29 protein-coding genes are annotated in these 26199 nt (G+C 60.9%); 13 read left to right on the top strand and 16 right to left on the bottom strand.

From position 1 onward, the window contains the following. Positions 1-10: 10 nt before the first annotated feature. The 7 genes from GTP27_RS11780 to GTP27_RS11750 form a co-directional block, all read right to left on the bottom strand. A complete protein-coding gene (locus tag GTP27_RS11780) occupies positions 11-943 on the bottom strand; it encodes an electron transfer flavoprotein subunit alpha/FixB family protein (RefSeq protein ID WP_161039376.1) in 933 nt (310 codons plus the stop codon). Between the two features lie 10 nt (positions 944-953). After that, positions 954-1703, bottom strand: coding sequence for an electron transfer flavoprotein subunit beta/FixA family protein (locus GTP27_RS11775; protein ID WP_155434596.1), 750 nt, complete (start codon positions 1701-1703; stop codon positions 954-956). Positions 1704-1950: 247 nt separating this feature from the next. Beyond that, complete coding sequence (locus GTP27_RS11770) at positions 1951-2178, bottom strand: sulfurtransferase TusA family protein (RefSeq protein WP_161036831.1); 228 nt, start codon at positions 2176-2178, stop codon at positions 1951-1953. Positions 2179-2409: 231 nt separating this feature from the next. After that, positions 2410-5019, bottom strand: coding sequence for an alanine--tRNA ligase (gene alaS, locus GTP27_RS11765; RefSeq protein ID WP_161039375.1), 2610 nt, complete (start codon positions 5017-5019; stop codon positions 2410-2412). Between the two features lie 68 nt (positions 5020-5087). Further along, positions 5088-5840 (bottom strand): glycerophosphodiester phosphodiesterase, encoded by a 753-nt coding sequence (gene ugpQ / locus GTP27_RS11760; RefSeq protein ID WP_161039374.1) that lies wholly within the window; start codon positions 5838-5840, stop codon positions 5088-5090. A 44-nt stretch (positions 5841-5884) separates the two neighbouring features. Next, positions 5885-6184, bottom strand: coding sequence for a Txe/YoeB family addiction module toxin (locus GTP27_RS11755; protein WP_161039373.1), 300 nt, complete (start codon positions 6182-6184; stop codon positions 5885-5887). After that, on the bottom strand, positions 6162-6434 hold the full coding sequence (locus tag GTP27_RS11750) for a type II toxin-antitoxin system Phd/YefM family antitoxin (RefSeq protein WP_161039372.1): 273 nt from the start codon (positions 6432-6434) through the stop codon (positions 6162-6164). The genes GTP27_RS11755 and GTP27_RS11750 overlap by 23 nt, the downstream gene beginning before the upstream one ends. A gap of 228 nt (positions 6435-6662) precedes the next feature. Here GTP27_RS11750 and GTP27_RS11745 point away from each other — a divergent pair, with 228 nt between their 5' ends. Both GTP27_RS11745 and GTP27_RS11740 read left to right on the top strand, forming a co-directional pair. Continuing rightward, positions 6663-7892 carry a CaiB/BaiF CoA transferase family protein gene (locus GTP27_RS11745; RefSeq protein ID WP_161039371.1) on the top strand — a complete coding sequence of 410 codons (1230 nt, stop codon included), beginning with the start codon at positions 6663-6665 and terminating at the stop codon, positions 7890-7892. Beyond that, on the top strand, positions 7892-8668 hold the full coding sequence (locus tag GTP27_RS11740) for a hypothetical protein (RefSeq protein ID WP_161039370.1): 777 nt from the start codon (positions 7892-7894) through the stop codon (positions 8666-8668). The genes GTP27_RS11745 and GTP27_RS11740 overlap by 1 nt, the downstream gene beginning before the upstream one ends. 1 nt (position 8669) lies before the next feature. Here the strand turns inward: GTP27_RS11740 and GTP27_RS11735 are convergent, their stop codons facing one another. After that, positions 8670-9014 (bottom strand): hypothetical protein, encoded by a 345-nt coding sequence (locus tag GTP27_RS11735; RefSeq protein ID WP_161039369.1) that lies wholly within the window; start codon positions 9012-9014, stop codon positions 8670-8672. A 196-nt stretch (positions 9015-9210) separates the two neighbouring features. Between GTP27_RS11735 and GTP27_RS11730 the strand changes: the two genes are divergently transcribed. Further along, the gene (locus tag GTP27_RS11730) at positions 9211-9876 is read left to right on the top strand and encodes a hypothetical protein (protein ID WP_161039368.1); all 666 of its coding nucleotides are present in this window, start codon (positions 9211-9213) and stop codon (positions 9874-9876) included. Positions 9877-9905: 29 nt separating this feature from the next. Here GTP27_RS11730 and GTP27_RS11725 read toward each other — a convergent pair whose 3' ends face one another. Continuing rightward, on the bottom strand, positions 9906-11159 hold the full coding sequence (locus tag GTP27_RS11725) for an MFS transporter (RefSeq protein ID WP_161039367.1): 1254 nt from the start codon (positions 11157-11159) through the stop codon (positions 9906-9908). A gap of 104 nt (positions 11160-11263) precedes the next feature. Between GTP27_RS11725 and GTP27_RS11720 the strand changes: the two genes are divergently transcribed. After that, positions 11264-12175: a LysR family transcriptional regulator gene (locus tag GTP27_RS11720; protein WP_161039366.1), complete on the top strand. Its 912-nt coding sequence runs from the start codon at positions 11264-11266 to the stop codon at positions 12173-12175. A gap of 60 nt (positions 12176-12235) precedes the next feature. Here the strand turns inward: GTP27_RS11720 and GTP27_RS11715 are convergent, their stop codons facing one another. The 4 genes from GTP27_RS11715 to GTP27_RS11700 are packed head-to-tail and all read right to left on the bottom strand — an operon-like array spanning position 12236 to position 14731. Then, a complete protein-coding gene (locus GTP27_RS11715; protein WP_161039365.1) occupies positions 12236-13108 on the bottom strand; it encodes a hypothetical protein in 873 nt (290 codons plus the stop codon). An 8-nt stretch (positions 13109-13116) separates the two neighbouring features. Further along, the gene (locus GTP27_RS11710; RefSeq protein WP_161036607.1) at positions 13117-13893 is read right to left on the bottom strand and encodes a hypothetical protein; all 777 of its coding nucleotides are present in this window, start codon (positions 13891-13893) and stop codon (positions 13117-13119) included. 2 nt (positions 13894-13895) lie between these two features. Then, the gene (locus GTP27_RS11705; RefSeq protein WP_161039364.1) at positions 13896-14396 is read right to left on the bottom strand and encodes a hypothetical protein; all 501 of its coding nucleotides are present in this window, start codon (positions 14394-14396) and stop codon (positions 13896-13898) included. Between the two features lie 41 nt (positions 14397-14437). Then, positions 14438-14731, bottom strand: coding sequence for a DnaJ domain-containing protein (locus GTP27_RS11700; RefSeq protein WP_155434582.1), 294 nt, complete (start codon positions 14729-14731; stop codon positions 14438-14440). A gap of 184 nt (positions 14732-14915) precedes the next feature. Here GTP27_RS11700 and GTP27_RS11695 point away from each other — a divergent pair, with 184 nt between their 5' ends. From GTP27_RS11695 to GTP27_RS11680, 4 genes are all read left to right on the top strand, one after another. After that, positions 14916-16682 carry a glutamine--tRNA ligase/YqeY domain fusion protein gene (locus GTP27_RS11695; RefSeq protein WP_161039363.1) on the top strand — a complete coding sequence of 589 codons (1767 nt, stop codon included), beginning with the start codon at positions 14916-14918 and terminating at the stop codon, positions 16680-16682. A 312-nt stretch (positions 16683-16994) separates the two neighbouring features. After that, complete coding sequence (locus GTP27_RS11690) at positions 16995-18761, top strand: CHASE domain-containing protein (protein ID WP_161039362.1); 1767 nt, start codon at positions 16995-16997, stop codon at positions 18759-18761. 176 nt (positions 18762-18937) lie between these two features. Beyond that, the gene (locus tag GTP27_RS11685; RefSeq protein WP_161039361.1) at positions 18938-19567 is read left to right on the top strand and encodes a glycine-rich domain-containing protein; all 630 of its coding nucleotides are present in this window, start codon (positions 18938-18940) and stop codon (positions 19565-19567) included. Positions 19568-19655: 88 nt separating this feature from the next. Next, positions 19656-19868 carry a hypothetical protein gene (locus tag GTP27_RS11680; RefSeq protein WP_161039360.1) on the top strand — a complete coding sequence of 71 codons (213 nt, stop codon included), beginning with the start codon at positions 19656-19658 and terminating at the stop codon, positions 19866-19868. 77 nt (positions 19869-19945) lie between these two features. Here GTP27_RS11680 and GTP27_RS11675 read toward each other — a convergent pair whose 3' ends face one another. After that, positions 19946-20185, bottom strand: a complete 240-nt coding sequence (locus GTP27_RS11675; RefSeq protein ID WP_155434577.1) for a hypothetical protein — start codon at positions 20183-20185, stop codon at positions 19946-19948. Positions 20186-20606: 421 nt separating this feature from the next. Here GTP27_RS11675 and GTP27_RS11670 point away from each other — a divergent pair, with 421 nt between their 5' ends. After that, positions 20607-20861: a hypothetical protein gene (locus tag GTP27_RS11670; protein ID WP_161039359.1), complete on the top strand. Its 255-nt coding sequence runs from the start codon at positions 20607-20609 to the stop codon at positions 20859-20861. 37 nt (positions 20862-20898) lie between these two features. Here GTP27_RS11670 and GTP27_RS11665 read toward each other — a convergent pair whose 3' ends face one another. After that, positions 20899-21807: an SDR family oxidoreductase gene (locus tag GTP27_RS11665; RefSeq protein ID WP_161039358.1), complete on the bottom strand. Its 909-nt coding sequence runs from the start codon at positions 21805-21807 to the stop codon at positions 20899-20901. Between the two features lie 11 nt (positions 21808-21818). Here GTP27_RS11665 and GTP27_RS11660 point away from each other — a divergent pair, with 11 nt between their 5' ends. The 4 genes from GTP27_RS11660 to GTP27_RS11645 all read left to right on the top strand — a co-directional run bounded on the left by GTP27_RS11660 (position 21819) and on the right by GTP27_RS11645 (position 25310). Continuing rightward, positions 21819-22847: a CDP-6-deoxy-delta-3,4-glucoseen reductase gene (locus GTP27_RS11660; RefSeq protein ID WP_161039357.1), complete on the top strand. Its 1029-nt coding sequence runs from the start codon at positions 21819-21821 to the stop codon at positions 22845-22847. A gap of 65 nt (positions 22848-22912) precedes the next feature. Next, complete coding sequence (locus GTP27_RS11655; protein WP_161039356.1) at positions 22913-24184, top strand: MFS transporter; 1272 nt, start codon at positions 22913-22915, stop codon at positions 24182-24184. Further along, positions 24181-24852 (top strand): DUF1345 domain-containing protein, encoded by a 672-nt coding sequence (locus GTP27_RS11650; RefSeq protein WP_161039355.1) that lies wholly within the window; start codon positions 24181-24183, stop codon positions 24850-24852. The genes GTP27_RS11655 and GTP27_RS11650 overlap by 4 nt, the downstream gene beginning before the upstream one ends. 107 nt (positions 24853-24959) lie before the next feature. Further along, positions 24960-25310, top strand: coding sequence for an HPF/RaiA family ribosome-associated protein (locus GTP27_RS11645; RefSeq protein ID WP_161039354.1), 351 nt, complete (start codon positions 24960-24962; stop codon positions 25308-25310). An 18-nt stretch (positions 25311-25328) separates the two neighbouring features. On the opposite strand, the gene GTP27_RS11640 is transcribed toward GTP27_RS11645, so the two are convergent. Next, complete coding sequence (locus tag GTP27_RS11640; protein ID WP_161039353.1) at positions 25329-26117, bottom strand: helical backbone metal receptor; 789 nt, start codon at positions 26115-26117, stop codon at positions 25329-25331. Positions 26118-26199 lie beyond the last annotated feature (82 nt).

Below are 26199 nucleotides of genomic sequence, written 5' to 3'. Positions count from 1 at the left end.
TGACGAGGGATTAGCCCAGTTCAGCCACCAGTTGCGGCACGATCTCGAACAGGTCGCCCACGATGCCGTAGTCGGCTACCGAGAAGATAGGCGCTTCCGGATCCTTGTTGATGGCCACGATGGTCTTCGAATCTTTCATACCGGCCAAGTGCTGGATGGCGCCCGAGATGCCGACGGCAACGTACAGGTTAGGTGCCACGATCTTGCCGGTCTGGCCTACCTGCCAGTCGTTCGGTACATAGCCGGCATCCACGGCGGCGCGCGAAGCACCCATGGCGGCGTTCAGCTTGTCGGCCAGCGGCTCCAGAATCTTGAAGGCTTCGCCCGAACCCATGCCGCGGCCACCGGAAACGATGATCTTGGCAGCGGTCAGTTCAGGACGGTCCGACTTGGCCACTTCACGGCCAACGAAGGCCGATTTGCCGTTGTCGGCAACGGCCGCAACGGTTTCGGTAGCAGCCGAACCGCCAGTGGCAGCAGCAGCGTCGAAGCCGGTAGCACGCACGGTGATGACTTTCACGGCGTCGGTCGATTGCACGGTAGCGATGGCGTTACCAGCGTAGATAGGACGCTCGAAGGTGTCGGCCGATTCGACTTTGGTGATTTCCGAAATCTGTGCAACGTCCAGCTTGGCAGCAACGCGTGGCAGGATGTTTTTGCCGTAGGCGGTGGCTGGCGCCAGAATGTGGCTGTAGCCGCCGGCAATCGCCAGCACCTGCTCGGCCACGTTTTCGGCCAGACCTTCAGCGAAGTAAGGGGCGTCCGCCACGATCACTTTGGCTACACCGGCGATCTGGGCGGCAGCAGCGGCTGCGGCGCCAGCGTTGGAACCGGCCACCAGCACGTGCACATCACCACCGCACTGGGCGGCTGCGGTCACGGTGTGGAGGGTGCTGCCCTTCAGGCTAGCGTTGTCGTGTTCAGCGATAACTAATGCGACCATGATAGTTCCTTTAGATGACTTTGGCTTCGGTGCGCAGTTTTGCGACCAGGGTGGCGACGTCCGGCACGGTGATACCAGCGGAACGCTTGGCCGGCTCGGCCACTTTCAGGGTTTTCAGACGCGGCGTCACGTCCACACCCAGATCTTCCGGTTTGGTCACATCGAGCGGCTTTTTCTTTGCCTTCATGATGTTCGGCAGCGTCACATAGCGTGGCTCGTTCAGACGCAGGTCGGTGGTGACGATGGCTGGCAGGGTCAGTGCCAGGGTTTCCAGGCCGCCGTCCACTTCGCGGGTAACGGTGACTTTGCCGTCTTCCAGCACGACTTTCGATGCGAAGGTTGCTTGTGGCCAGCCCAGCAGCGCAGCCAGCATCTGGCCGGTCTGGTTGGAATCGTCGTCGATGGCCTGTTTGCCCAGAATGATCAGCTGCGGCTGTTCTTTGTCGGCCAGTGCTTTGAGCAGCTTGGCCACCGCCAGCGGCTCCAGTTCGGCGCTGGTTTCTACCAGAATGCCGCGGTCGGCGCCGATAGCCATACCGGTGCGCAGAGTTTCCTGGCACTGGGTTACGCCGCACGATACGGCCACCACTTCGGTTACTTTGCCGGCTTCTTTAAGACGGGTGGCTTCTTCCAGCGCGATCTCATCGAATGGGTTCATCGACATTTTGACGTTGGCAATATCCACGCCGGTGCCGTCGGATTTGACGCGCACTTTAACGTTGTAGTCGACCACGCGCTTAACGGGTACCAAGACTTTCATAACTGTGCCTTTGGAAAAAGTAAAAATCGGGGTTAAAACCGGGCCCCGGTGCGCTGCTTCGCAGCTGGTAACTTCCACGCACCAGATAGGCAGGACTAAATTCTGTGGGCTAGATTATATGAGAAATTCAAGCCGCACAAGAAAATAAAGCACGATCGTGCGATTTTTTGCTAGTAGAAATCGTCTAAAAAATAAATCTGCTAGACGATGACTATGGGAAAACGACAGAAAAACGAGACAGTTGCGCTTATTTGCGGCGCATCAAAAAGACGAACTCGCGACCCGTTTGCACGTGCGACAACAGGGCGTTGCCGGTCTGCTTGCAGAAGGCCTGGAAATCCCGCACCGAACCGGGGTCGGTCGCCATGATGCGCAGTACTTCCCCGCTCTGCAATTCTGCCAGCGCTTTCTTCGCTTTCAGAATGGGCAAGGGGCAATTCAAACCACGTGCATCAAGTTCCTGGTGGAATTCCATGATTGCTTCTTCAAATATCGTGTCGCTCATCAAAAACCTGCTCGTTTTGTTAGGACTGACGCCAGTCTACTCCAAAACGGAAGGAATGACGCGCTGCACCAAAATAGTTCATCGTTCGTTGCATCTTTGCAACGCAAGCTGGAAAGTATACAACAGCCTGTCATGAACGACAACGGCCTGCGTGGGTCACGCAGGCCGCATAAACACTACTTCAGCGGGGCGCTTACTGCCTTAAACGCGCTCCCCCACCCAGCCGATGACAGCGGCCAGCGCGGCCGGCAGAGCCGCCGCATCGGTACCGCCAGCTTGCGCCATATCGGGGCGTCCGCCGCCTTTGCCGCCCACTTGTTGTGCAACGAAGTTAACCAGCTCGCCCGCTTTGACCTTGCCGGTCGAATCGGCCGTGACGCCGGCGATCAGGCTGACTTTGCCATCCTGTACGCTGGCCAGCACGATGGCGGCGGTTTTCAGCTTGTCTTTCAGCTTGTCCATGGTTTCGCGCAGGCCGGCCACATCGGCGCCTTCCAGCACGGCAGCCAGCACTTTCAGGCCTTTCACGTCCACCGCTTTACCGGCCAGCTCGTCGCCCTGACCCGAAGCCAGTTTCGACTTCAGTGCGGCCAGTTCTTTTTCCAGCGACTTGACGTGGTCCTGCACCTGGGCGATACGGCTGCCCAGTTCGTCCGGATTGGTTTTCAGTGCCGCGGCAGCGTCCAGCAGGCGGCGGTTCAGGTTCTGCACCAGTGCCAGTGCGCCCACGCCGGTGACGGCTTCGACACGGCGGATACCGGCTGCCACACCACCTTCGGCGATGATCTTGAACAGGCCGATGTCGCCGGTGCGCTGCACGTGCACGCCACCGCACAGCTCTTTCGAGCTACCGATGTCGAGTACGCGCACTTCGTCGCCGTATTTCTCGCCGAACAGGGCCATCGCGCCATGTTTCACCGCATCGTCAAACGACATATGCTGGGCTTTGGTGGCGTGGTTTTCCAGAATTTCCTTGTTGACCTTGGCTTCCACTTCGGCGATCTGCTCGGCCGTCAGCGGGGCATTGTGGCTGAAGTCGAAACGGGTCTTGTCCGGATCGACCAGCGAGCCTTTCTGCGCCACGTGGCCGCCCAGCACTTCGCGCAGGGCTTTGTGCATCAGGTGGGTCGCCGAGTGGTTACGGATGGTGCGGCCGCGCTTGTCCAGATCCACTTCGGCCGATACGGCATCGCCTACTTTCAGCGTGCCTTGTGCCAGCACGCCGTGCTGACCGAACACGTCGGCCTGTATCTTCAGCGTGTCTTCCACGTCGAAGTGGGCGCCAGCGGCCTTGATCACGCCGTGATCACCCACCTGACCGCCGGATTCGGCGTAGAACGGCGTGGTGTCCAGCACCACGATGCCCTGCTCGCCAGCGTTCAACTGCTGCACCGGCGCGCCGTTGCTGTACAGGGCGATCACTTTGGCATTGGCGCTCAGTTCTTCGTAGCCGACGAACTTGGTTTTCTCGCCGCTGTATTCGACGTTGGCGGCCATTTTGAATTTGCCGGCAGCGCGCGCGGTTTTCTTCTGCTGCTCCATCGCCGCGGCGAAGCCTGCTTCGTCCAGCGTGATGTTGCGTTCGCGGCAGATGTCGGCCGTCAGGTCGAGCGGGAAGCCGTAGGTGTCGTACAGGGTGAAGGCGGTGGCGCCGTCCAGACGGCTAGCGTCCTTGGCCAGTTGCGCTTCCAGTATCTTCATGCCGTTTTCCAGCGTTTCGCCGAAGCGTTCTTCTTCCTGCTTCAGCGTCTGGGCTACGCGTTCCATGGCTTCCGTCAGCTCCGGATAGGCCGTGCCCATCTCGATGTTGAGGTCGTTCACCAGCTTGTAGAAGAATGGCTTGGTCTGGCCCAGTTTGTGGCCGTGACGCAGGGCGCGGCGGATGATACGGCGCAGCACGTAGCCGTGGCCTTCCGAACTAGGGATGATGCCGTCGACGATCAGGAAGGAAGCGGCGCGGATGTGGTCGGCGATCACGCGCAGCGATTTCGATTCCAGATCGGTAGCGCCCGTTTCGCGTGCGGCTGCCTTGATCAGCGCCTGGAACAGGTCGATTTCGTAGTTGCTGTGGACGTGCTGCAGCACGGCCGCCAGACGCTCCAGACCCATGCCGGTATCCACGCAAGGCTTGGGCAGCTTGTGCATCACGCCCTGCTCGTCGCGGTTGAACTGCATGAACACCAGATTCCAGATCTCGATGAAGCGGTCGCCATCTTCTTCCGGCGAGCCCGGAGGGCCACCCCAGATGTCCGGGCCGTGGTCGTAAAAGATTTCGGTGCAAGGGCCGCATGGGCCGATGTCGGCCATCTGCCAGAAGTTGTCCGAAGCGTAGCGCGAACCTTTGTTGTCGCCGATGCGGATGATGCGCTCTTTCGGTACGCCGATTTCGTTGGCCCAGATATCGTAGGCTTCGTCATCTTCGAAATACACGGTGACCGTCAGTTTTTCCGCTGGCAGCTGGTAGACCTTGGTCAGCAGTTCCCACGCGTAGTTGATCGCGTCGCGCTTGAAGTAGTCGCCAAAGCTGAAGTTACCCAGCATTTCGAAGAAGGTGTGGTGACGCGCCGTGTAGCCGACGTTTTCCAGATCGTTGTGCTTGCCGCCGGCGCGTACGCAGCGCTGCACGGTGGTGGCGCGCGAGTAGGGGCGGGTATCGAGGCCAAGGAAGACGTCCTTGAATTGCACCATGCCGCTATTGGTCAGCAGCATGGTCGGATCATTGCCAGGTACCAGCGGGCTGGAGCGGACAATCGTATGACCCTTGGATTCGAAAAACTTGAGGAATTTGTCGCGGATTTCAGATGATTTCATGTCGTAAGCAGAAGTAGCTGGCAGATGCAAAGGGTTGATTATATATGAGCACGGGGTGGACAGGGCTGTCAGGCGAAGCCGGGGCCGATCAGATCGATACGGTCGGTACAAAAGGCATCCACGCCCCAGTGCAGAATTTCGCGGGCGCGGGCCGGGTCGTTCACGGTATAGCAGAACAGGCCGTAGCCGGCCTGCTTGATGGCGCCAGCCTGCTGCGCCGTCAGGTGGCGCTGGTTGGTGTGGATGGCCACGGCGCCCAGCGCCTGCGCCTGCTGCTGCCAGTCCCCGGGCAGACGGTCGAGCAGATAGCCACGCGGCAGTTGCGGCACGGCGTCGCGGGCAGCCGCCAGCGCGTCATAGCTAAAGGAGGACAGTAGCGGCAGTTGCGCCGGATCGCCGTTAGCCAGTTCTTCATGGAAATAGTCACGTGTTGTTTTTGCAACCCAGTCGCCTGTGGCGGCCTCGAAGCCGTCGGCTGGCTTGATTTCCACGTTCATCCAGATCTGTTCGGCACGGCAGAAGGCGATGAAATCCATGTAGCGGGGCATGGTGACGCCTGCGTAGGCCGGGCTGAACCAGCTGCCGGCATCCATTGCCGCCAGTTCGGCTGCCGTACTGCTGGCAACGCTGCCCTGCCCGCCCACGGTACGGCCAAACTCGGGGTCATGGATCACCATGCCGATACCGTCGCGCGATAGCATGACGTCGAATTCCACCGCGTGGTAGCCGTGGGCTAGACCGGCGCGCAGACCGGCCAGCGTATTTTCCGGTGCCAGCGTGCCGCCGCCCCGGTGCGCAACAATTTTAGGATATGGCCACATAGTTCCACACTAGCACGCCAGCGGGCGCAATCGATTCATCAGTATTATCCGTAGTGATAACGGCAAGCCAGAATATTGAGGACACCGTCACCGTATGCATAAACCAGCCTATGCGTTAAATCAATGCGCCGCGACCACAGTCGCGTCAGATTGCCCTTCAACGGCTCAGGCTTGCCTATGCCACTATAGGGCGAGGCTAGGCAGGCATCAATAAGAACATTGATTTTTTGAGCCAGTTTCGGATTCTCCGCTTGCCAATACTGATAATCCTCCCAGCCTATTTCTGTAAAAGCGACTACGGACTGGGCAGCTCGCTTCTTATTACTTGCCTTCTGGTTTTTCATGCCGCACCAGTTCCCGTCTACGGGCCTTACCGGCATTCAGTTGCTCAAGAGATGTCAGCAGACGGTTGGCGTTCTTAGGCGAACCGAGCAGATACAGCGTTTCCTCGATTGCACTGAAATCCGACAGCGACAGCATGACGACCGCCTCCCCGCTCTGGCGCGTAATGATCGCGGGACTGTGATCCTGACAGACGCCGTCCATCACCCCCTTCAATCCAGCTCGCGCTTCGCTAAAAGTGAAAACGTTCATGACTACTACCCCTTCAGACAATTTTTAAAACCTTACCTTGAGAATCATTGTACATAATTCGTACAACACAAAAAACATTGTACCGAAATTTGTACATCAAACTTGAACGCCGCAAGAACTCAATAGTAGACCCGGGATGCCGGGTCGGGTTGCGTAAAAACCATGTGCACAAGCGCAAACGAACCACTACACTAACGGCCTGATCGGATTACTCAAAAGGTAGAATTCATGACCGCTGCACAAGCACTAGGACATATCCGCGTCCTCGACCTCAGCCGTGTACTCGCAGGCCCATGGTGTTCGCAGAATCTGGCGGACCTTGGCGCCGATGTGATCAAGGTGGAACGACCCGGCAGCGGCGACGACACGCGCGCCTGGGGCCCGCCCTACGCCAAGGATGGCGATGGCAAGGACACCACGGAAGCGGCCTACTATCTGGCCGCCAATCGGGGCAAGCGTTCGATCACGGTCGATATCGCCAGCGCTGGCGGACAGGCGCTGATCCGCGAACTGGTACGCCACAGCGACGTGGTGCTGGAGAACTACAAAGTTGGCCAGCTCAAGCGCTACGGCCTTGATTACGACTCGCTCAAAGCCATCAAGCCTGATCTGGTGTACTGCTCGATCACCGGCTTCGGCCAGAACGGCCCCTACGCCCACCGCGCCGGCTACGACTTCCTGATACAGGGCATGGGCGGCCTGATGTCCGTGACGGGCGAACGCGACGACTTGCCCGGCGGCGGCCCGCAGAAAGCCGGGGTGGCCCTGACCGACCTGATGACGGGCATGTACGCCACCATCGCCATCCTCGCCGCCCTGACCCACCGCGACCGCAGCGGCGAAGGCCAGTACATCGACATGGCCCTGCTCGATGTGCAGGTCGCCATGCTGGCGAATATGGGCAGCAATTACCTGAACAGCGGCAAAGCGCCTAAGCGCTGGGGCAATGCCCACCCGAACATCGTGCCCTACCAGACCTTTGCCTGCAGCGATGGCTACATCATCGTCGCCAGCGGCAACGACGGCCAGTACCAGAAGTTTGTCGAAGTGGGCGGCCGGCCCGAGCTGGCCACGCACGAACGTTACGCCACCAACCCCTTGCGCGTGCAGCACCGCGACGAACTGGTGCCTATACTGGCCGAGATGGTAAGCCAGCAGACGCGCGCCTTCTGGATCGAACAGCTGGAAGCGGTGGGCGTTCCTTGCGGCCCGATCAACAATCTCGACGACGTCTACAAGAATCCGCAAGTGCTGGCGCGCGAACTGGTGATGGAAGTGCCGCACCCCACTGCCGGCACGACCAGGCTGGTGCGCAGCCCGATGAAAATGTCGCGCACGCCCACCGACGTGGCCGTGGCGCCGCCGCTGCTGGGCCAGCATACCGATGACATCCTGCGCGATGTGCTGGGCCATAGCGATGCCGAGATCGCGGCACTGCGCGCGCAGGGAGTGGTGTGATGCATACCCCGCTCAACGCTGAAATCACCCGTCTGTACCGGCTCGATAGCGAGAGCGACAGCCAGCCGCTGGAGCTGGTGTCGGCAGGCGGCCTGACCCGCAGCATGGTGCTGGAATTTCGCCGCAAGCCCGGGCAGGCCGTGCCTCACCACTGGGACAACCTGTGCCGCATGGCCAGCTACCTGCAGCAGCAACTGGATTTGCCCGCACCTGCCGTCAGCATCTCGGGCCAGAACAGCTACCAGCTGTGGTTGTCGCTCAGCCATGCGGTGCCGGTCGAGCAGGCAGAAAACTTTCTGCTCCAGCTATGCGCGAGCTATTTCCCTGATGTACTGGCAGACGAACTGGACTGGCTGCCCCAGCACGGCGGCCAGCATGCCCGGACCAGCGTGGAATGCCCTCCGCGGCTGCAAAACAATGGCCTGTGGTCGGCTTTCATACACCCGGGCATGGGCGCCGCTTTCGAGGACGAGGCCGGCCTTGAAGTCGAACCACCCGCAGCGGGACAGGCGGCATTTCTGGAAAGCCTGCACTGCATCAGCGACAGCCAGTGGACCCACGCCTGCGCGCTACTGCAAAGCCAGCAAGGCGTGACAGCACCTGCTGCCGTCCATGCCAGCGCTGCCGGAAAAACCGGCGCAGCGGCTCATGCCTCCCCGGCAAGCTCCGGCAATGACAGCCTGCTGCTCAAGGATGCCACACTGGAAGACATCATCCACCATCTGCACGAGCGCAATATCGAACCGACTTTCCGCCACCTTCATCCGAAACGCTAGTTCAGGAGGCCGGCTGGCGCGCACGCAGATCGCGCTGCAGCTCCTGTAACTGGCCCTGCACGGCATGGACCGCGCTACGCATATGGGCCGACACCTGCGGCACGTTGATGCACACCTGCCGCGCACGCTCCACCAGCACCAGCATTTCTGTCAGCAAGCGGTCCAGTGGCGCGCCATCGGCTTTATCCAGCAATTCGCCCAGCCTGTCGGCGTGCTGATCAAGCCGTTGCACGCTGCTGCGCAATTCCGCCGGCAACTGCCGCTCGACCGAGCAGGCTTGTGCGGCCTGCCCTACCGCCTGCGCCAGCATGTGAAAACGATGATGGATTTCCAGTGTCGACAACATGATGCTCACCCTCCGAGGTCGCTGCAAGCACGGCTGTGCTGCTGCTGGTTCGACCCGCAAATGTCCAGCACGTTGCATACCGCAGGGCGCTAAAACGGGCGACGCTGAGCCAGATCAGTTCTCGTTGAAGTTGCAAATTTTGTAAATAGTTGTGACATGGCTCGGCGCTATCAATTTTGCAAGATATGCTGCCGCCATGAATGCCCGCCCCCGCGCTCTGCCGCCCCTGATGATTACCGTGCTGCTGCATAGCGCACTGCTGCTTGCCATGCTGCAAGGCATACACTCCCAGCGCCAGAAACACCCGCGCGGTCCGGCTATCCAGTGGTTGCTGCCATCAGCGCCCGCCCGTCCCCTTACCCGCCCGCGCCCTTCTGCACCGGCGCTCACGCTGCATACAAGCAAGCCTAGCGTTGTGCAGGAAAAAACAGTCGCAGAAAAGGCGCCAGCACCCTCGCCTACCGCTGCTTCGGCAGTGGCCGCAGCCGCGACGGAAAGCCCGCGCGATGATCCTTTTGCGCTGGATAAACCGGCGCTCGCCAGCAAGGCTGCTGCGAGTGCCGACGATCTGCTGCAACGGGCCAGACAGAGCGCTGGCCGTATCGACCAGCAGTTGCGCGCAGAATCGCCGCAACGCTTTCCGCTGCCGCCACCGGACAGCATGCAGGCAAAACTGGAGCGCGGCATCAATGCGGCACATGAAGCGGTGCCGCCCAAGTGGTATCAGGGCGCGCGCATGGTGGAACTGAGCACGCCGGATGGCGAACGCAAATCGCGCATGTACAAGATCAGCACGGCATTCGGCAGCTACTGTGTGTCCATCAGCCCGGAAGGCCGGCGCTCGTATTCCAACTGTCCCTGAGCTACACCCGCGAAATAGCGGCACTGTGCTTAGAGATCAGCCTGCGCCAGCGGCGCCAGCCGCCGCAAGTGCCAGCCTATGGCCAGCGCCAGCAACAGCAGACTGCCCAGCACCAGCACCACGCCGGGCCAGCCATGCGATTCCCACATCAGCCCGCTGAGCGAGCCCACCACACTGGAACCGAAATAGTAGAAGAACAGATACAGCGCCGATGCCAGCGCACGGTTGCCCTGCGCGCGCCGCCCCACCCAGCTGCTGGCAACCGAATGGGCCGCAAAGAAACCGAAGGTGGTCAGCGCCACGCCGGCCACGATCAGCGGCAGCCAGTCCGACAGGGTCAACAGCAAGCCTAGCGGCGGGATGGCGATCAGCGCCCACAACACGTGGCGGCGACCGTAACGGTCAGCCAGACGGCCCGCCCACACCGAACTGTAAATGCCCAGCAAATACAGCAGCGACAGCGCGCCCACCACGCTCTGGCTCAGCGCTAGCGGCGCGGCCAGCAGGCGATAGCCGATGTAGTTGTACAGGCTGACGAAAGAACCCATCAGCAAAAACGCCAGCGCAAACAGCCATGGCATGCCGGCATCGGACAGATGACCATGGAAAGCGGCCGGCATGGCGCGCCACGCCGTGCGCTGCGGACGGAAATGGCGCGAAGCAGGCAGCGAACGCCAGAACTCCAGCGCTGCCAGCACGCCCGCAGCGCCGACCGCAGCCAGCGCCAGCCGCCACGAAAAATGATCGCTGAGCAGAGAAGCAATCACCCGCCCCGCCATGCCGCCCAGCGCACTGCCGCTGATATACAGCCCCATCGACAGGCCCAGCGAATTGGGCTCGATTTCTTCGCCCAGATAGGCCATGGCGATGGCCGGCATGCCGCCCAGCGCTATCCCCAGCAGGGTACGCAAGGCCAGCAGCTGCGCGTAGTTATGTGCGCCAGCACAGGCCACCGTCAGCAGCGCCGCCAGCGCCATCGCGCCCACCATCAGCGGCTTGCGCCCCAGCCGCTCCGATACCACGCTCGATGCCAGCAGCGACAAGGCCAGCGCTGCCGTCGAACAGGACAGCACCATGCTGCTCTGCGCCGCGCTGAGGGCAAATTCATGCGACAGCAGCGGCATCAGCGGCTGCACGCAGTACAGCAGCGCGAAGGTGGAGAAGCCGCCGAAAAACAGCGCCCGGTTGCTGCGTTTGAACGCCGCCGTGCCCGCTGCGATGCGCGCAGAAGGGCGGCTGGCATGCAGGGCAGAGGAATCAAGACTGGCGACGGGTGGTGGCATGGACTAACTCTCGGTCAGGCTGGGAATCTGCATCTTAGGATTGCCACTGCCTTGTGTCCAATATATATTTAAGTCGATTCTTATACTTATTACAGATAACAACTATGGAATTACGCCACCTGCGCTACTTCGTCGCCGTTGCCGAAGAACTCAGTTTCACCCGCGCTGCCGCCCGCCTGCACATCGGCCAGCCGCCGCTGAGCCACCAGATTCAGCAGCTGGAGAGCGAAGTGGGCGCTCAGTTACTGGACCGCAGCAAGCGCTGGGTGAGGCTGACGGAAGCGGGCAAACTGTTTCTGGACGATGCGCGCCGCGTGCTGGCGCTATCCGAGCAGGCCGTGCAGACCGCGCGCCGTGCCGAACGTGGCGAGGCGGGCGAATTACGGGTCGGGTTTACCTATTCCACGCCGCTGACGCCCCTGTTTGCCAGCGTGGTCAACCGCTACCGCCAGCAGTATCCGGGCGTGACGCTGACGCTGCACGAACTGCCCACCGTGCCGCAGATAGCCGCCATCGCCGAGCGCAAGCTCGATCTGGGGCTGGTACGGCCGCCCGAAATCAGCATCCCCGACAGCGTCAGTCTAACGGCCTTGCGCCACGACCCGCTGGCACTGGTGCTGCCCACCGGCCACCCGCTGGCTAGCCAGAGCAGGGTGGGCATCAGCGATCTGCGCGGGCAGCCGCTGGTGATGTATCCGCGCACCACCGGCACCGGCATCTACCCGCAGATCTTCCGCCTGTGCCGCGCCGCCGGTTTCCAGCCCAGCATCGCCATGGAAGCAGGCGAAGCCTCCACCATCATCGGGCTGGTGGCGGCCGGCTGCGGCATCTCCATCCTGCCCGCATCGTTCGAGATTATCCGCATGGCTGGCGTGTGCTATCGCCCGCTTAGCGATGCAGCGGCCACCACGGCGCTGATGCTGGCGCAACGAAAAGAAGAAAATTCGCCGCTAGTGGCGGCCTTTGTCGCCATCGCTATGGCGATTGCACGCGAGAGCGCAGTGGAAGAACGGTGAATTGACGGGTGTGATAACCGTGGCAGCGCAAGCCGCCACGGTGCGCAACAACGCTCAGGCTTAGGCGTAGTCGGCGTCCAGTTCGGAGCCGGCATAGTTTTCCAGCTCGGCGAACAGGGTTTTCATGGCCGTGCGGCCGGGGATGTTTTGCAGCACGCTGCAGGAACGGCGATAGCTATCGATGCGCTCGACCAGCACCGGATGGTGCTGCACCGGCACCGCGGCCAGCAGCTCGGCCCAGCCCTGCTCGAAGTCGGGTTTATTCTTGCGCACGGATTTGACGAAACGCTCGAACTCCTTCTGCCCCGTGCGGGCGACGATACGGCCGCCGCCTTCCACGGCAAAGATCACGGCCAGCGCAATCACCCCTTCCGCATTCAGCTCCGTATCGCTGACGGCGCCTTCGCTATTGTGGCGGCGCAGCCAGTTAGCCAGCCGCACCACGGCCTGCACTTCCTTGCGCTGCCTGAGCATGAGCTGATAGCGCTCCATGCCGTTCCAGTTCTGGTTGGGATCGGTCTGGCACAATTCCACGAACAGGTCGCGCAGCCGCCGCGCCGCATACAGCGGATCGGTATCGTACTCGCCCACCAGCGCATCCTGCGGCATGGCCGAGAGTTCCTTGACCAGCCGGAAGCCCTGCTGGAAGGCATGCTCGGCGCCATGTTCGATCAGGTATTCCAGACCGGCCAGATCGCTGGCGTCGCCAAGCACGTGATCGAGCCCCAGCGACACCCCGCCCACCGTCAGCAGCAGGGCTTTCTGTATGCCTTCGGCAGTGCGGTCGTTGGTGAACTTCTCGGCCACCATGGCGGTGATGCCGGTCAGCTCGTCGGCCAGCGCGTAGGCCGCGTCGTCGTCCGGATGGCTGGCCAGTTGCTGGATGGCGCGCGTCAGGCGCGGCAAACGTTCTATGACTAATGCAGGCAGCATAACAACCTTTAGGAGAAGATCTTGGTGCCCATGCTGCGGCGCGAACCGGGCTTGGCTGCGCTGCGCGTGGACGGCACCTGCTTGCGCAAGCGGTATAGCAGCTCGCGGGTGGAACGCTGCAAGATGCTTGGTTCGGCATCGGGATCATCGTCGTATTCGGCATCGGCCAGATCGGCGCTGTGGCGGAATTCCGGGAACAGCTCGAACAGCGCGCGGTCCCAGCCATCTTCCGAAGCCTGCGCCAGCGCAATGGCCAGTGGCACCACGTCGTTGTCGGACGAGGTCTGGCCAGTCAGGTAAGGACCTTTAGAGATGATCTCGCCAGCCACTTCCAGTATCTCTTTCGGCGCCATCGAGAACAGGATGGCGAACGCAGTCGCACCGTGATCGGTGGCCGAAGCAGCGGCCAGCAGTTCGTTGCGGCGCTCTTCGTCATCGGTCGAAAACACCACGCCGTGGATGTGGGCGAACAGCGATTCGGCGATACGCTCGGGATCATCCTCGATCAGGTCGTCCTGCCAGGTCGCAGCGATAAAGGCCAGACTATCGGCCCAGGCCTTGGGCGGCACTAGCAGCGTAGCCAGCGACATCTTGCCGCCGTCAAAGCCCGCCATATGCAGCGCCGTGACCTGCGGCGGAATGTTGTTGAGCACCTCCACCACGGCCAGATCGCCAAACTGATCGGCCGCTTCGGCAAAGGCTTCTTCGGCGTGTTCGAGGGAACCGGCCAGTACCAGCTCGGTTACCTGCTTGCTCAGCGCCGGCAGATTGCTATTGTCACTCATGCTTAATCTCCATCCTGATCGAACATCTGGGCGAAATCGTCGCTGGCCTGATCTTCGTCGTCGACATCATCGCCGTCATCGTTGGCCGACAGTTGCTCCAGCGACTGGTCATCATCATCCCACTTGCGCGGATTGAGGTGCAGGAAGGCCGTGATAATGGCCTGACGGCCCAGTTCCGGCATATTTTCCTCCAGCGCCGCGTACATGCGCGCGGCTGCCTCGCCCTTGCAGCTGGCCATGGCAAACACCCGGCCGGCATCGCCGAACTCGTAATCCGCGGCTTCGGCCAGCAGGCCTTTCGGGTCCTTGAATTCCAGATGATCGACCAGCGCGAAGGCCAGCATGTTGACATCTTCGATACCGCCGCCGCTGGCATATTCTTCCACCAGCGCATCGATCATGCGCTGGTAGTTCTTGCGATCGGGCGGATCGCCCAGTATGCCCTCGATCTGGCCTTCCAGTTCGCGCGACTGATAGGCGAACTCCGGGTGTACTTTTCTCATTGCTAGTTCTTTCTTTTTCTTGTAGGTCAGGCGCCGCGCCATCAGGCCGGCGGCAGCTGGGTGCCGTGCAGATTGAACACGGAGCGCCACAGCTGATAGGCTTCTGCCTCCGCATCGATGATGATGCGGTGATTCAGACTCTGGTTATATTCTTCGCGCTTGGCGGGATCGGACAGGATCTCGTAGGCTTTGGTGATGCTCTTGAAGCGGGCTTCCGCGCCGGGCGCCTGATTACGGTCCGGGTGGAAGCGCATCGCCAGAGAGCGATACACCTTTTTAATCTCATCTTCGCTGGCGTTAGGCGCGATACCCAGTGTGTTGTAATAATTTTCCATTTTGGAAACTCCGCGTCTTGTGGCCGGAAAAGGTAAAGGCGAATTATACCCGTCCGGCGCAGCCAGATCAGGCCCGGCCCGCTGTTTGCCAGCATTTCCACTCAGGGTAAGGTGGGGATACGGTAGAATGCCTGCCATACGAACTTTTTCCAAGCGACATAAGTCCTACTGGTTACCTAACAAGATGAGCAACGATAAAAACAGCCCAGCGCCAGCGCTGCCTTCGAATTTCCTGCGCGCCATCGTCGAATCCGATCTGGCGGCCGGCACCCATGTACGCGAAGGCATGCCTAGCGTCATTACCCGCTTCCCCCCCGAGCCGAACGGCTATCTGCACGTGGGCCACGCCAAGTCGATCTGCCTGAACTTCGGTCTGGCACGCGACTATCAGGGCCGCTGCAACCTGCGTTTCGACGACACCAATCCGGCCAAGGAAGAACAGGAATACGTCGACACCATCATCGACAGCGTGAAATGGCTGGGCTTTAACTACGACTACCCGAATGCCCAGGGCGGCACCGACCACCACCTGCACTACGCCAGCGACTACTTCGACCAGCTGTACGCCATGGCCGAATACCTGATCGAGCAGGGCTACGCCTATGTGGACAGCCAGTCGGCCGAAGACATGGCCGCCAACCGCGGCAACTTCAGCACGCCGGGCAAGAATTCGCCGTTCCGCAACCGTCCGGCGGCCGAATCGCTGCAACTGTTCCGCGACATGAAGGCCGGAAAATACGCTGACGGCGAGCACATTCTGCGCGCCAAGATCAGCGAAGATGCCATGGCTGCGCCCAACATGAATATGCGCGATCCGGCCATCTACCGCATCCGCCATGCGCACCACGTGCGCACGGGCGATGCCTGGTGCATCTACCCGATGTACGACTACACCCATCCGATCTCGGATGCGCTGGAAAACATCACCCATTCCATCTGCACGCTGGAATTCCAGGATCACCGTCCGTTCTACGACTGGCTGCTGGAAACCCTGTCGAAAGGCGGCTTCTTCAAGCTGCCCGTACCACGCCAGTACGAATTCTCGCGTCTCAACCTGACCTATGTGGTAACCAGCAAGCGCAAGCTGCGCCAGCTGGTGGAAGAAAACATCGTCGACGGCTGGGACGACCCGCGCATGCCCACCATCGTCGGCCTGCGCCGCCGCGGCTACACGCCGGAAGCCATCCACCTGTTCTGCGACCGCATAGGCGTGACCAAGGCCGACGGCTGGATCGACATGAGCACGCTGGAAGGCTGCGTGCGCGAAGATCTGGACCCGAAAGCACCGCGCGCTACGGCCGTACTGCGTCCGTTGAAGCTGATCATCGACAACTACCCTGAAGGCCAGACGGAGGAATGCAGCTCGCCGGTGCACCCGCACCATGCGGAAATGGGCGTGCGCACCTTCCCCATCTCGCGCGAACTGTGGATAGAAGAAGAAGACTTCATGGAAGTGCCGAGCAAAGGCTATTTCCGCTACTACCCGCCGATAGACGACAAGCCGGGCTCGCGCGTACGTCTGCGCCACGGCTACGTGACCGAATGCACGGGCTACGACAAGGATGAAAACGGCAAAGTCATCGCCGTCCACGTCAACTATTTCCCCGATTCGAAATCGGGCACGCCCGGTTCGGACAACTACAAAGTCAAAGGCAATATCCACTGGGTCTCGACCGCCAGCGCGCTGCAGGCCGAAGTGCGCCTGTACGACCGCCTGTTCACCGATGCCCAGCCTGACGCTGGTGGCAAGGACTTCATCGCCCTGCTCAACCCGAACGCCAAGGAAGTGGTCACCGCCTATCTGGAACCGGGCATGAGCGCCGCCCTACCGGACCAGCGCTACCAGTTCGAGCGCCATGGTTATTTCGTCGCCGACCGCGTCGACAGCCAGCCGGGCAAGCCGGTGTTCAACCGCATCGTCACGCTGAAAGATAACTGGAGCGCCAAGTAATACCACGCTAGCAGAGTAGTTTAAGAACTGGCGCGCGTTAGACCGTTCTAGACCGTTCTAGACGCTTCTAGACCTGGACTTCAGTTTCGAGGCCGGCCACTCCGCGCGGAGTTGCCGGCCTTTTTCATTCCGGCGACAACACTTTGTTCTGGACAAATATCAAACAGGCAAAATTTATCAAGTAACCATAAATCAGTTCCGCTATAGTTAGCTGCACCATACCAAGCGAGCTGAACTATGTCCTCCCTGTTCCGTCAACAAAACTGGTTCGAACTGGATCGCCCCGTCTGATGGACCGGCATCCTGCTGTCCATGCTGGTCGGCACCTGCCTGCAGGTACTGGTACGCCACACCATCGAACACGACGCCTACGGCCGCTTCACCCAGCGCGCTTTCAATGCCCGCTACAGCATTAACGCACGGCTCGGCTCCTACAGCGACGTGCTACGTGGAACGGCTAGTTTTCTGGCGGCCAGCGAGCGCATCGACCGGGCCGGCTTTCACCGCTATGTCAGCAGTCTGATGCTGCAGAAGCAGTTCCCCGCGCTCGACAATATCAACTACGCCCAGGCCATCAGCGCAGCGCAGCGCCCCGCCTTCGAGCGCTGGAGCCGCGGCAGCGGCGATGGCCAGAGTGAAGGCTATCCCGGTTTTATTATCCGTCCGCCGGGCCAGCGCGAGTCCTACACCGTGCTGACCATGATAGAACCGACCGCCAGCTTCCGCGATCGCATAGGTCTTGATATCGGTGTACGCGCCAGCGCAGCGGCGGCGCTGGACCTGGCGCGCGACACGGGCCAGATGATGACCACCGGCATGCCGATCGAAAATACCCGCCATGCGCAAGGCTGGGCGCTTGCTCTACGCATGCCCATCTACCGCAAGGACATGCCGCTCGACGACGTGGCGCAGCGCCGTGCTGCTTATCTAGGCTCGGTGGGCATAGGCTTCAGCGTGCCCCGTCTAGTGCAGGGCGCCATGGAAGGCAACCAGTTGCAGGAAGTCCACCTGCGTCTGTTTGACGATGGCAGAAATAGCGACGGCAGCCAGTCAGCGCCTACCCTGCTGTTCGACAATCTGGGCACGCTGAATGCAGACCGGCGCGATGGGCGTAATTTCAGCGTCACCCTGCCGCTCGACTTCAACGGGCGCACCTGGAATGCCGAATTCAGCGCGTCCAGCGCCATCTGGCTGTCGCGCTTCGATGCCTTCCTGCCATGGCTGGCCATGGCCTGCGGCTTTATCGGCGCCCTGCTGATCTATCTGCTGTTCCATACGCTGGCCTCGTCGCGCCGGCGCGCCATCGAAATGGCACGCTCGATGACGCAGGAATTGCGCGACAGCCAGGACCGCCTGCAGCAATCGCACCACACCCTGCGCCAGTTGGGCGCCCACACCGACCAGATCAAGGAACAGGAACGCAAACGCATAGCCCGCGAAATTCATGACGATCTGGGGCAGAATCTGCTGGCCCTGCGCATCGAGACGGATATGCTGGCCACCCGTACCCGTTTGCGCCATCCGCGCCTGCACGCGCGCGCCTGCCACACGCTGGCGCAAATCGACAGCACCATCAAAAGCGTGCGCCACATCATCAATGACCTGCGCCCCACCGTGCTCGATCTGGGCCTGACACCCGCAGTGGAATGGCAGATCGCCCAGTTCCGCCAGCGCTCGGGCATCGTGTGCGAACTGATAGAACAGCAGAGCGACATCCAGATCGATGATCATTGCGCCACCGCCATCTTCCGCATTCTGCAGGAATCGCTCAGCAACATCATGCAGCACGCGCGCGCCAGTCTGGTCAGGGTGGAGCTACGCCACAGCAACGGCATGCTGAATATGACCATCAGCGATAACGGCATCGGCATGGGCGAAGGCAGCCGCAACAAAGTCGGTTCCTTCGGGCTGGTAGGCATGGAAGAGCGCATCCACCTGCTAGGCGGCCAGTGCACCATTACCGCCGGTCATCACGCCGGCACCACGGTGTCGATTTCCGTACCGGTGGACTATGTGGCACCGCCTTCGCTGGAGGCGATCCATGCCAGCACCAGAATGACCGCCGATGCCAGTGCATGAGCGGGATGTGGCAACCGGATTATTCCTGCACACCTAGGCAGATTCCGGCACGAAATTCGGAAATTGCTGAGTAAGTTTGCGCAATATCAAAGAGAGCTTTTGCTTAGCGGACAGAATTGCTTCTGCTCCAGCAGTTTTCTCTTAATTTTGCCCAACTAATGCAAAGGATGCAGCCAATGAAAGACATCGACGCGCTCGATCTGGAACCGATTAAAGTCAAACTCATGCACAAGGAATCCGGCGAAGGATGGACGCTGGAACATGCCAACGCCGTGGAGCGCGAATATCGCCGCTTCCTGTATCTGATGAAGACCTTCCCGCAGGAACAGGCCGCCCCGCTGGTCGATGTCGATACCTTCTGGCATTACCACATCCTCGATACGCTCAAATACGCCGAGGACTGTCAGGCCGTGTTTGGCCACTTCCTGCACCACTTCCCTTACATCGGCCTGCGCGGCGAGGATGATCTGGCGGCGCACGAACGGCTGGGCGTACGCATGCAGCAGCTGTATGAAGAGACTTTCGGCACGGCCTATCCGCTGCTGCTGGGCGCGGGCGAACAGCAGGCCAAAGGCAGCGCCTATTCGGCTGTGGCGCAACAGACCGCCTACTCGGCCGTTGCGGCTGGCACCGCCTATTCGGCTGCCGCCGCCCGCACCGCCTATTCCGCGGTGGCAGCGCAGACCGCTTACTCGGCAGCGGGCCAGCGCAGTGCCTATTCCGCTGCGTCGGGCAATGCAGCGATCAGCCAGAGCGCCGGCAGCGGCCTGTTCACGGTAAGGCCACGTCTGCCGCAGCCAGCCTGAAGATAAATAATGCTGGATGGAAATTTTTTGGCATTCTGCCCAAAAAAGTGGCATACTAACGGTATCCGAACAACTCTGGGAGTCCGTCATGGCCGTCCAGCCAGCAGTACAATCTTCGAGCGTGCAGATCCAGCCTACCCAGCTGAAGCCTTCGACGGCCGGTAAAGCCGTCGATAAGCCAGCCGAGCAGGTCAAACAGGCGGCACCGCCGCCGCCGCCGCCGCCCCCTCAGGCAGCAGTAGCGCCCACCGTCAATACCAGTGGCCAGCGCATAGGCACGACGATCAGCACCTCTGCCTGATTTCAGGCAGCGCTACAAATAACAACGGCGCGTAACCGGAAGGTGCGCGCCGTTGTCGTATCCGCTATTCGCCCGGATCAGGCCGCCATCAGTTCGCGCAGTTCGCGGATGCTGAAATCGCTGATCTCGTGCATGCGGATCAGGATGGTGGCGCCGATAGGCAGGGTGTTGTGACGGATCTTGCTGATGACCGGCGGAGCGACTTCCAGTGCGCGGGACAGGGCTGCATCATTTTTCAGTTGCAGTTTCTCGATGATAGCGTCCAGCACGCGATTGGGATTGTAGGTCGGCGAGGAAGTGATTTCTTTGAGAGACATGATGATTTTTTCAATAATTGGGGTCGCTCTTAGTTAAAAAACGACACATGGGTAAAAAAAATTTTTGCTCTATTACCGATGTAGCACTACGAATTTCAGAAATTTATGCTGATTTTTAGTGCCATATCGAAATAATACACGTTTTCGTTAGCGATCCTCTAACAGACCACTTCGTTTCGTGAGATTTTGAGAGATTTTACCCCTAAAACTTATGTTAGGTATTCATCTGTTGTAAGAAAAGGTATAAATTTTTGTAAAGCGAGCTGAACTGCCCAAGTCCGGCATGGTTAGGAATGCCGTATGATGTGGGTCGAATTTGATGTTCGACAGCCAATTGAGGTTGTTATTTTGACACAACATAGCCTGATATGCGCAGCAATGCGCGTTCCGGCTAGCTATCTTTACAAGTTTTTACATCGCCATGACCTACGAAGAATTCCTCGATGAAGTAACCACCCTGCTCTACGAAATGTACGAGCTCGACGACGCCGCCGCCATCAAGCTGGTGATGGATGCCCAGGCCAATGATTACTTCGTCAAACATGATGATGTTGAAGAAATGCGTACGCCCGAGCAGGCCCGCATCGACGCCAAGGCCCTCTACAAGGCCAAGCAGGATAGAAACCAGACGCAGAAAAAACAGCAGCAGCGCGTGCAGCAGCAGCGCAAGCGCTAACCCTGATACCACGACCAGCAGCTGCGCTGGCGCCGCGTCAGGCGCGCCGGCCGACCTGCTGCAGAAAGGCCTGCACCGTCGGATAGCGCAGCCGCACACCTAGCTCGCGCCGCAGGCGGCGGTTGTCCAGCTGGCGCGATTCCGACATGAACGACAGCAGCGCCGGCGTTACCACCTGACGCAGTTCGGCACGGGGCAGGCGCGGCGGCCGGGGCAGCGCACAGGCATCGGCCACGGCATCGAAATACTCGCCCATTTTCATGGCACTATCATCGACCGCATGATAGATGCGCTGCGGACGGGCACGGAACAGTGCCGCCACCACAATGCGCGCCAGATCATCAGCATGGATATGGTTGGTGTGCACATCCTCGTCCGCGCTGAGGGCCGGCGTAGCGGCCTGCAGTCGGGCCAGCGGCAGCCGCTCTGCCGCATAGATACCGGGTACGCGCAGGATGGCCAGTTTGCCATTCGCGTGCAGCGCCCACTGGCGCAGCACCTGTTCCGCATCGACCCGGCGCCGGGCGCGCGGCGTCGATGGCGCCACGGGGCGGGTTTCATCGAAGCGGGCGCCGCCGCAATCGCCGTAGACGCCGGTGGTGCTGACATAAACCACTTGCGCCCGCTCAGGTAAAATGGCGCACAGGTGGCGCGTACGCACATCCTGCACACCTTGCGCAGCGGGTGGCGCCAGATGCAGTACCGTATGGGCCAGGCCACGCAGGCGGCGCAGACTGGCCGGCTGGTCCAGATCGGCAACGACCGGCTGCGCACCCAGTGCACGCAGTTCGGCACAGCGGGCCGGCTGGCTGGTGACGGCAAACACGCGGAAATGCGGCGTCAGCAGCGGCAGCATGCGCATGCCTACATCGCCGCAGCCGATGATCAGCAGGCGCGGGCGACGGAATGTTTGCCGACGATTTTTTTGTAGTGAGATTTTATTCATCGAAGGATTGTATGACGTTTCAAGTTACTGTACAGCCTAGCGGCCACCAATTCAGCTGCGAGGAAGACGAAACCATTCTGGCCGCCGCGGTGCGGGCCGGCATCGGCCTGCCGTATGGCTGCAAGAACGGCGCCTGCAGTTCGTGCAAGGGCAAGGTCATCAGCGGCACGGTCAGTCATAAAGCCTATCAGGAACGCGCCCTGCCGCCGCAAGAAGCGGCAGCCGGCATGTCGCTGTTCTGCTGCGCCACCGCGCACAGCGATCTGGTGATCGAAGCGCGCGAAGTGGCCGGTAGCGAAGACTACCCGCTGCGCAAGATGCCGTCGCGCGTGGCCACGCTGGAGCGCGTGGCGCCGGACGTGGTGGTGATGACGCTGCAACTGCCGGCCAACGAAACGCTGAAATTCCGCGCCGGCCAGTACATCGAATTCCTGCTGCGCGACGGCAAACGCCGCAGCTACAGTCTGGCCACGGCGCCGGACCAGAACCAGCCACTGAGTCTGCACATCCGCCACATGCCGGGCGGCGTGTTCACCGATCAGGTGTTTTCTACCATGAAGGAACGCGACATCCTGCGCTTCGAAGGTCCGCTCGGCACCTTCTTCGTGCGCGAAGATAGCGAGAAACCGATGGTGCTGCTGGCTTCCGGCACGGGCTTTGCGCCTATCAAGGCCATCGTCGAACATCTGCAGGCCCAGGGCTCGCAGCGCGCCATGACGCTGTACTGGGGCGGCCGCCGTCCGCAGGATCTGTATATGGATGCGCTGTGCCGCCAGTGGCAAGCCACGCTGCCTAACTTCCGCTATGTGCCGGTGGTCTCCGACGCCCAGCCCGAAGATGGCTGGCAAGGCCGCAGCGGCTACGTGCATGCGGCCGTGATGGCCGATCTGCCCGACCTGTCCGGCCATCAGGTGTACGCCTGCGGCGCGCCTATCGTGGTGGAATCGGCCAAGCGTGATTTTGTCGCCCGCTGCCAGTTACCGGAAGACGAGTTCTACGCCGATGCCTTCACCAGCGAAGCAGACCTCAACCAGCCTTAAGTTATCCCCCTAGCGGGCGCCGTCACGGATGCCGCGCCATCCGGCGCGGCGCCCTGAAAGCGCCCATGTCAGACAGTAGCTCCACTTCCGCCAGTAACAACGGCAGCACCACATCGCGCAACGGTTTCAGCGTTCTGCGCCACCGCAATTTCGCCTTCTACCTGTCGGCCCGCACGCTGGGCACACTGGCCGTGCAGATGCAGAATGTCGCCATCGGCTGGCAGGTGTATGCCATGACGCACGATCTGTTCGATCTGGGCCTGATCGGACTGGCCCAGTTTGCCCCATTCCTGCTGCTGATACTGCTGGCCGGCCATGCGGCCGACCGCTACAACCGGCGCAATCTGGTGGCGCTGGCACTGGCCGCGCAGCTGCTGTGCGGTCTGCTGCTACTGGCCTTTACACTGGCGGGCCTGAGCACGGTGTGGCCGGTCTTCGCCGTGCTGGTATTGTTCGGTAGCGCGCGTGCTTTCATGGGCCCCGCTACGCAGGCCATGCTGGTCAATCTGGTGCCGCCGGAGAGCTTCAGCAAGGCCGTGGCACTGAGTTCTTCCAGCTTCCATCTGGCCATCATACTCGGCCCTACACTGGGCGGTCTGCTGTATCTGGCCGGGCCGAAAACGGTTTATCTGATTTCATCAGGCTTGCTGCTGGCCGCCGTGCTGCTGATGTGCCTGACCAGACCGGCGCCGCAGGCCAGTCACCGCGAACCGGCCACCTGGCACACCGTACTGGAAGGCCTGCGCTTCGTCTGGTCCAGGCCGGTGATCCTGGGCGCCATTTCGCTCGACCTGTTTGCCGTGCTGTTCGGCGGCGCCACGGCCCTGCTGCCCGCACTGGCGCATGATGTGCTGCATGTGGGGCCCACCGGTCTGGGCATGCTGCGCACCGCGCCCGGCATAGGCGCCGCCGTCTGCTCGATCACGCTGACCTTCTTCCCCATCACGCGCCGCGTGGGGGCGTGGATGCTGGGCGGCGTGGCCGTGTTCGGCGTCTGCACGCTGGTGCTGGGCTCCACTACCACCTTCGTCGTCGCGCTGGCCGCACTGTTCCTGATGGGCGCTGGCGATATGATCAGCGTGTACGTGCGCCACCTGCTGGTTCAGTACGAAACGCCGGATGCCATCCGCGGCCGCGTCAGTGCCGTCAACTCCGTCTTCATCGGCGCCTCCAATGAGCTGGGCGAATTCGAATCGGGCCTGACCGCCGGCTGGATGGGCCTGACCCGCGCCGTGCTGTTCGGCGGCGCCGCCACGCTGGTGGTGACGGGGCTGTGGAGCGTGCTATTCCCTGTCCTGTCGCGTATGGACCGTTTCCCGCACGAGGAGAGATCATGAGACTACCGCTGCCGGGCATCCTCCACACCCGTCCGCACCTGAGCGCTGCACTGGGGCTGGGCATAGCCACCGGTCTGCTGCTGCCGGCCAGCTGGCCGCTGCTGACCTGTTTGCTGACGGCATGGAATGTCACGGTGTGGAGCTATCTGGCGATGATGGCGCTGATGATGGCGCGCGCCGACCATCACGACATCCGCCGCACGGCCTGCCGGCAGGATGAAAAAGGACCGGTCATCCTCGCCATGCTGTCGCTGCTGATACTGGCCAGTCTGGCCGCCATCGTGTCTCAGTTGTCGGTACTGAAAAATCTGCCAGCGGCCGCCATGGCCTACCACTACGGCTTCGTGGTACTGACGCTGACGGGATCGTGGTTCATGATAGGCACCATGTACTGCTCGCACTATGCCCATCTGTTTTACATCAATCGCAGCGGCAGTGAGGCAGCGCAGCCGGTACTGCAGTTCCCCGAGCAGAATCTGACACCCAACTACTGGGATTTTCTCTACTTCTCGTTCACCATCTGCGTGGCCGCGCAGACCGCCGATGTGAGCGTGCATAGCCGCGCACTGCGTAAAGTCGTGCTGTGCCAGTCGGTGCTGTGCTTCTTCTACAACCTTGCCGTGCTGGGTCTGTCGATCAATATCGGTGCCTCGCTGATTAACGGCTAGACCGTCCTGCTTAAGTCTTACCTAAGCCCATCTGAGCGCAGCCAGGCGCCCGCCTGAGCAAAAAAGGAGTAAGATGAAATCGCAGTTCAACAACAAGGAGCAAGCATATGCAAATCATTATCCATGCCGACAAAACCATCGAACGTCATGCCGGTCTCGATGAGCACGTACAAACTGTCGTGAAGAATGCGCTCCAACGATTCGGCGAACAAATCAATCGCGTCGAAGTGCATCTGAGCGACAATCTGGTCCAGAAATCGGCCGACGGCGACAACCGCTGCATGCTGGAAGCCCGCGTCACGGGTCTGCCACCGATCGCTGTCAGCGACCACGCTGCCACCCTGCATCAGGCCATCGGCGGTGCTGCCGAAAAACTCAAACGCGCGGTCGATAGCGCGCTGGGTCGTCTGCAGGATAAACGTCACAACGGCGTAGCCATCGAAGCCGACGTCGAATAAGCCGGCTTCACCACGGAGCTAGCGCCCTGCTAGCTCCTGCAAATAGCGCAAACCCTGCAGCGCTCTGCTGCCATACCACGACAGCATCTCCCCATCCACCAGTTGCACCGGCTTGCCGATCTGCTGTGCCAGCACAGCTGCATGCGCTTGCGTGAATCGATACGGTTCGCTCGACAGCAGCACGCCATCGATCTGCGCCAGCAATTCCGGCGCCCAGCTAAATTCCGGATAGCGGATGGCATAGCCCTGCAACTGAGCCGGCAGCTGCCAGCCGATTTCGGCCAGCATGCGGGCAATATAGGTATCGCCCGATACCGTCATCCACGGGTCCTGCCAGATGCAGTACAGCACCGTGCGCGCAGCCGCTGGCGGCATGGCGCGCAGGCGCGCATATTCCGCTTCGAAATCGGCACACCATGCTGCCGCCTCCTGCTCGCGGCAGAACACGCCACCGAGCAGACGGGCCAGCGCCAGATTGTCGCGCGGCGCCACCGGATGCGTCACCACCACATGGGGAATGAATTCGGCCAGCTGTTCGACCGTGGGCTTTTCGTTTTCATCGATATTCACCACCAGATGGGTAGGTGCCAGCTTGCGGATCTTGTCGATATTGACATCCTTGGTGCCGCCCACCTTGGCAATATCCTGCACGATTTCGCTGGGGTGGATGCAGAAGCCGGTGCGTCCCACCAGCTGGCCAGCCAGCCCGAAGTCGCACAGCATTTCCGTAATCGAAGGTACCAGCGACACGATGCGCGCATCGGCCGCAGCACGATGCACGGTTCCCACTGCGTCTGTCCATTCCATGGCGGGCTTTCCCTAAGCTTAAAGGCGGTATTGGAGCACCGCCCGATAGATCATGCAACAACTTACTGAACAAAATTTACAC

The sequence above is a fragment of the Duganella qianjiadongensis genome, assembly GCF_009857915.1.
In the GTDB taxonomy this organism is placed as follows: Bacteria; Pseudomonadota; Gammaproteobacteria; order Burkholderiales; family Burkholderiaceae_D; genus Rugamonas; species Rugamonas qianjiadongensis.
Note: the sequence above shows the minus strand (reverse complement) of the source record. Positions and strands in the feature narration are given on the sequence as shown.

Excerpts from the sequence above, each read along its gene's own strand:
- GTP27_RS11780 (WP_161039376.1), bottom strand. The coding sequence starts at position 943 with ATGGTCGCATTAGTTATCGCTGAACACGACAACGCTAGCCTGAAGGGC.
- GTP27_RS11775 (WP_155434596.1), bottom strand. The coding sequence starts at position 1,703 with ATGAAAGTCTTGGTACCCGTTAAGCGCGTGGTCGACTACAACGTTAAA.
- GTP27_RS11770 (WP_161036831.1), bottom strand. The coding sequence starts at position 2,178 with ATGGAATTCCACCAGGAACTTGATGCACGTGGTTTGAATTGCCCCTTG.
- alaS (WP_161039375.1), bottom strand. The coding sequence starts at position 5,019 with ATGAAATCATCTGAAATCCGCGACAAATTCCTCAAGTTTTTCGAATCC.
- ugpQ (WP_161039374.1), bottom strand. The coding sequence starts at position 5,840 with ATGTGGCCATATCCTAAAATTGTTGCGCACCGGGGCGGCGGCACGCTG.
- GTP27_RS11755 (WP_161039373.1), bottom strand. The coding sequence starts at position 6,184 with ATGAAAAACCAGAAGGCAAGTAATAAGAAGCGAGCTGCCCAGTCCGTA.
- GTP27_RS11750 (WP_161039372.1), bottom strand. The coding sequence starts at position 6,434 with ATGAACGTTTTCACTTTTAGCGAAGCGCGAGCTGGATTGAAGGGGGTG.
- GTP27_RS11745 (WP_161039371.1), top strand. The coding sequence starts at position 6,663 with ATGACCGCTGCACAAGCACTAGGACATATCCGCGTCCTCGACCTCAGC.
- GTP27_RS11740 (WP_161039370.1), top strand. The coding sequence starts at position 7,892 with ATGCATACCCCGCTCAACGCTGAAATCACCCGTCTGTACCGGCTCGAT.
- GTP27_RS11735 (WP_161039369.1), bottom strand. The coding sequence starts at position 9,014 with ATGTTGTCGACACTGGAAATCCATCATCGTTTTCACATGCTGGCGCAG.
- GTP27_RS11730 (WP_161039368.1), top strand. The coding sequence starts at position 9,211 with ATGAATGCCCGCCCCCGCGCTCTGCCGCCCCTGATGATTACCGTGCTG.
- GTP27_RS11725 (WP_161039367.1), bottom strand. The coding sequence starts at position 11,159 with ATGCCACCACCCGTCGCCAGTCTTGATTCCTCTGCCCTGCATGCCAGC.
- GTP27_RS11720 (WP_161039366.1), top strand. The coding sequence starts at position 11,264 with ATGGAATTACGCCACCTGCGCTACTTCGTCGCCGTTGCCGAAGAACTC.
- GTP27_RS11715 (WP_161039365.1), bottom strand. The coding sequence starts at position 13,108 with ATGCTGCCTGCATTAGTCATAGAACGTTTGCCGCGCCTGACGCGCGCC.
- GTP27_RS11710 (WP_161036607.1), bottom strand. The coding sequence starts at position 13,893 with ATGAGTGACAATAGCAATCTGCCGGCGCTGAGCAAGCAGGTAACCGAG.
- GTP27_RS11705 (WP_161039364.1), bottom strand. The coding sequence starts at position 14,396 with ATGAGAAAAGTACACCCGGAGTTCGCCTATCAGTCGCGCGAACTGGAA.
- GTP27_RS11700 (WP_155434582.1), bottom strand. The coding sequence starts at position 14,731 with ATGGAAAATTATTACAACACACTGGGTATCGCGCCTAACGCCAGCGAA.
- GTP27_RS11695 (WP_161039363.1), top strand. The coding sequence starts at position 14,916 with ATGAGCAACGATAAAAACAGCCCAGCGCCAGCGCTGCCTTCGAATTTC.
- GTP27_RS11690 (WP_161039362.1), top strand. The coding sequence starts at position 16,995 with ATGCTGGTCGGCACCTGCCTGCAGGTACTGGTACGCCACACCATCGAA.
- GTP27_RS11685 (WP_161039361.1), top strand. The coding sequence starts at position 18,938 with ATGAAAGACATCGACGCGCTCGATCTGGAACCGATTAAAGTCAAACTC.
- GTP27_RS11680 (WP_161039360.1), top strand. The coding sequence starts at position 19,656 with ATGGCCGTCCAGCCAGCAGTACAATCTTCGAGCGTGCAGATCCAGCCT.
- GTP27_RS11675 (WP_155434577.1), bottom strand. The coding sequence starts at position 20,185 with ATGTCTCTCAAAGAAATCACTTCCTCGCCGACCTACAATCCCAATCGC.
- GTP27_RS11670 (WP_161039359.1), top strand. The coding sequence starts at position 20,607 with ATGACCTACGAAGAATTCCTCGATGAAGTAACCACCCTGCTCTACGAA.
- GTP27_RS11665 (WP_161039358.1), bottom strand. The coding sequence starts at position 21,807 with ATGAATAAAATCTCACTACAAAAAAATCGTCGGCAAACATTCCGTCGC.
- GTP27_RS11660 (WP_161039357.1), top strand. The coding sequence starts at position 21,819 with ATGACGTTTCAAGTTACTGTACAGCCTAGCGGCCACCAATTCAGCTGC.
- GTP27_RS11655 (WP_161039356.1), top strand. The coding sequence starts at position 22,913 with ATGTCAGACAGTAGCTCCACTTCCGCCAGTAACAACGGCAGCACCACA.
- GTP27_RS11650 (WP_161039355.1), top strand. The coding sequence starts at position 24,181 with ATGAGACTACCGCTGCCGGGCATCCTCCACACCCGTCCGCACCTGAGC.
- GTP27_RS11645 (WP_161039354.1), top strand. The coding sequence starts at position 24,960 with ATGCAAATCATTATCCATGCCGACAAAACCATCGAACGTCATGCCGGT.
- GTP27_RS11640 (WP_161039353.1), bottom strand. The coding sequence starts at position 26,117 with ATGGAATGGACAGACGCAGTGGGAACCGTGCATCGTGCTGCGGCCGAT.